At 44.2% G+C, this 3,836-nt stretch carries 6 protein-coding genes; 1 reads left to right on the top strand and 5 read right to left on the bottom strand.

Annotated features, from left to right (window positions below; translation table 11 throughout):
* A partial coding sequence (locus ACTIE6_RS16905) for a helix-turn-helix domain-containing protein (RefSeq protein ID WP_439557763.1) occupies positions 1-455 on the top strand: 455 nt, incomplete at its 5' end.
* A gap of 48 nt (positions 456-503) precedes the next feature.
* On the opposite strand, the gene ACTIE6_RS16900 is transcribed toward ACTIE6_RS16905, so the two are convergent.
* From ACTIE6_RS16900 to ACTIE6_RS16880, 5 genes are all read right to left on the bottom strand, one after another.
* Positions 504-1,802: an MFS transporter gene (locus tag ACTIE6_RS16900; RefSeq protein ID WP_439557762.1), complete on the bottom strand. Its 1,299-nt coding sequence runs from the start codon at positions 1,800-1,802 to the stop codon at positions 504-506.
* Between the two features lie 22 nt (positions 1,803-1,824).
* Positions 1,825-2,616, bottom strand: coding sequence for an alpha/beta fold hydrolase (locus tag ACTIE6_RS16895; RefSeq protein WP_439557761.1), 792 nt, complete (start codon positions 2,614-2,616; stop codon positions 1,825-1,827).
* Positions 2,607-2,993, bottom strand: coding sequence for a type II toxin-antitoxin system VapC family toxin (locus tag ACTIE6_RS16890; RefSeq protein WP_439557760.1), 387 nt, complete (start codon positions 2,991-2,993; stop codon positions 2,607-2,609). Before ACTIE6_RS16890 ends, ACTIE6_RS16895 begins: the two co-directional genes overlap by 10 nt.
* Complete coding sequence (vapB, locus tag ACTIE6_RS16885; RefSeq protein ID WP_439557759.1) at positions 2,993-3,193, bottom strand: type II toxin-antitoxin system VapB family antitoxin; 201 nt, start codon at positions 3,191-3,193, stop codon at positions 2,993-2,995. The genes ACTIE6_RS16890 and vapB overlap by 1 nt, the downstream gene beginning before the upstream one ends.
* 86 nt (positions 3,194-3,279) lie before the next feature.
* A partial coding sequence (locus ACTIE6_RS16880; RefSeq protein WP_439557758.1) for a peptide chain release factor-like protein occupies positions 3,280-3,836 on the bottom strand: 557 nt, incomplete at its 5' end.

Genomic DNA, 3,836 nt, shown 5'->3' with positions numbered 1-3,836 from the left:
AAAATCTTGACCGGCTGATTGCGCTTTTGTCTATTTTAAAAATATTAGCGGAAACAACGGAATACGAGACCATTGCTTCTGCCCACGCATTTTATAAGTCAAACGACTCTGAAACGCTGCGCCTTAACAAAATTTACGCATACACCTTGTCCAACTACCGGAACGATATCACTTTGCAAGACGTGGCTTCCATCGCTAATCTTGGGATAACGTCGTTTTGCCGGTATTTTAAATTAATGACCAAAAAGACGTACAATGATTTCCTGGTGGAAATACGCATTAGTCAGGCTTGCAGGTTGTTGATTGAGGATAAGCTGGCGACGGAGGTAATCTGCTTTGAGTGCGGCTTCAATAATGTCTCCAATTTTTACAGGCATTTCAAAAAGGTTACGGATATGACTCCGCTGGAATACAAACGAAAGTATTTGTATAAAACCACACCTGAAATGATCTGAGGGGTATTTATCTGTTTTATGTTAAATATCAGGTGTTAGTATAAAAGGCTAATGGTCTTCGATAAGTGAAGTATGTTTTGTGTCTTTCATCCGGATGTAAATCACGAGCGATACAAAAATGCAGACGGTCACATACCAGTAATAATAGCTTTCGTGTCCCAGGTTTTTAAACCAAAGTGCAAAGTATTCTGCCGTTCCTCCGAAGATTGCAACCGTAAGCGAGTAGGGGAGCCCCACGCCCAATGCCCGGACCTCCACTGGGAATAGCTCTGCTTTTACCACCGCATTAATGGAAGTGTACCCGCTTACAATGATCAGCGCTGCCATTAAAAGCGCAAATGCCGACCACATATCCGTGGTTTTGCTCAATGTAGTTAAGAGCGGATAAGTGCAGATGGTACCTAATACACCAAAAGAGATCAGCAACGGTCGCCTGCCAATGCGGTCGCTGAGCGCGCCGAAAAGAGGCTGCAATGCCGCAAAAATGAACAAAGAGCAAAAGGTGAGGATCGTAGATTGGTACTTGGTAAGTCCGACCGTATTGACCAGGAATTTTTGCATGTAAGTGGTATAGGTATAAAATGCGAGCGTGCCGCCGAGTGTCAGACCAATTACAATCAATATTGCTTTGGGATGTTTAAGCAGTTCTTTTAACGAGCCTTCTTTTTTCACCTCCTGCGTTTTTGTCTGAAATGCTTTTGTTTCAGTTAAATGTGCGCGTAAGTACAGGGCGATCAGCGATAATGCGGCGCCGAAAATGAAGGGAATGCGCCAGCCCCATTCGTGCATTTGTTTGTCGGTGAGGAATATATTTTGAAGAATGAGTTGCAAGCCAAGTGCAAGAAGTTGTCCGCCGATCAGTGTTACATATTGAAAACTGGAATAAAAACCCCTGCGTTTCTCAGTAGCTACTTCGCTCAGGTAAGTGGCCGACGTACCGTATTCGCCGCCTACGCTCAGTCCCTGCAGCAAGCGCGCGATCAAAAGCAGTATTGGTGCCAGGATACCGATGCTGTTGTATCCCGGCAAAAATGCAATCAGCAGGGAGCCAAACGACATTAACAATACCGACAAAGTCATCGCGACTTTCCTGCCTCTGGTATCTGCCAGTTTCCCGAAAACATAACCTCCGATTGGCCGCATTAAAAATCCGACTGCAAATATTCCTGCAGTGTTGATCAACTGTACAGTTGGGTTGGAGTCAGGGAAGAAGGTACTTGCGAAATAGAGGGAAAAGGCGGAGTAGGCATACCAATCGTACCATTCAACCAGGTTGCCGGCGGAGCCGCCTATGATTGCCTTTAACCGCCAATTAGTGTCATTTTGAGGTAAATGTTGCTGCATCATGTCAGAATGGGTGTCTGACAAGTTACTCAAATAATGTGCAAATCCACGCCGCAGCATGTGCAACCAGTTGCGAGTGGCCGCTTTTTAGCCGAATGGTTTGATCAGTAGGCAGCAACCCGGCTAGTTTGCTGACCGTGTGAGGTTTCAGGAGTTTATCGTATTGACCGGTAAAGAGAAGAATGCGGATGTGATTAGCTTCGGCAAGTTGCGCTATTTTGGGAATGTCAAAACGCAGGTCGCGGAACGCAGTCCAGGATTTGAAGATAGCTTCCCGCTTTTGAGGTGTGTTGAGAATTTGTTGGGTAAAACGGACAAGACTGCTGTTGATCAACTTTGCGTTTTCCAGCAACTGAATGGTTTGAAAGAAGAATCCGGGTTTTTGCATTACCTGATGAAAAAGCTTGCGGCCAGCTGCATTGCGTACTGCCAGGGTATAAAGCGGATTTTCCGAAATGCCGTCAGGTGCGATCAGGTAAGTATTTTTGACGCTCTCCGGAAAAGTTTCCATTGTAGTCAATGCAAATCTGCCGCCCATACTAAAACCCATTATATCGAAGTCAGCAATGACATTTTTAACTAAAAAGTCGCTGAGCAACTCTTTCCAGAATGGTTTTGAAATGACATTGATTTGGCAATCTGCATTTGCTCCATGAAAAAAGAGGTCGAATGCGTAAATGGTGTAGTGCTTTCCCAGTAAGTGCTCGACAGGCTTAAAGCAACTCAGTCCATCCTGTCCGATGCCGTGAAATGCAAGAAGAATGCGCGGGCCGTGGCCGAGTTTGTGGTAGGGTAAATTGTTATGGCCTAGTTCCAAATCATTTTCACATTGTATGGCAAAAATTTAGGATCCCGACCCAGAACGATATAAGCTTCTTCAAGGGCTTGTGCAATGATAATACGGTCAAATGGATCTCTATGAATATGCTCCATCTCACTTACTCGCATGATATGATCAAAATCAATTGGAAGAATTGCAATATTGGTTCGTGACAAATCAGATAGAAACTCTCGGAATGACTTATTAAGCCTAAGTTTCCTAAGACTGGTTTTAATTCCAATCTCCCATACAGATGCAATACTGACAAATTTCGACTTTGTGGTATCTTCCATGATTGCTAGTACAGGATTGGAAAGCTGTTTATCTCCTTCCATAAACCAAATTAATGTGTGTGTATCAAGAATATAGTTCATTACATATAGTCTTTGAAGTCTTCCAACGGTTCGTCAAAATCATCAGACATTTTAAATGTACCCCTCATCATCCCAAATTTCAGCGGGATTTTTGGCTCTCTTGGGTATTTCATTAAAATCTGGTCCAGAAATTCTGATACCTCCTGCTTAGCTGCATCCGGCAAGTCTAATACCTTCGTCACAAGATCCATGTTGCTCATAACCTTACTTTTTTTACATGAATATAAAAAAAACCTCCTGCTAACGCAATTCCGTTTAGCAGGAGGTAAGTCTTGATGAATTATTATCAGGATTCCATCAAATAAGCCTTGATAAAGTCATTGATCTCACCATTAAGTACTGCATCCGTATTAGATGTCTGGTGATCGGTCCGGTGGTCTTTTACCCGGCGATCATCCAGTACATAGCTTCTGATCTGCGAGCCCCATTCGATTTTTCGTTTGGATGCTTCCACTTCTGCACGTGCTGAATTGCGCTTTTCAAGCTCAATCTGGTACAAACGCGATTTCAAAAGCCTGATTGCGACCTCTTTGTTCATCAGCTGCGACCGTTCTTGCTGGCAGGCGATGATAATGCCCGAAGGTTTGTGATGCAGACGAACCGCAGTCTCCACCTTGTTCACATTCTGTCCACCCGCGCCACCTGAGCGATACGTATCCCAGGTAATGTCTGCCAGGTTTACGTCAATTTCGATGTTATCATCAGCCAACGGATACACATACACTGAGGTAAATGAAGTATGACGCCGCGCATTCGAGTCAAACGGAGAAATGCGCACAAGCCTGTGTACCCCATTTTCGGATTTCAGGTTTCCGTAAGCATATTCACCGTCGATTTCGAGTG

It is taken from the genome of Dyadobacter sp. (genome assembly GCF_051859145.1).
In the GTDB taxonomy this organism is placed as follows: Bacteria; Bacteroidota; Bacteroidia; order Cytophagales; family Spirosomataceae; genus Dyadobacter.
Note: the sequence above shows the minus strand (reverse complement) of the source record. Positions and strands in the feature narration are given on the sequence as shown.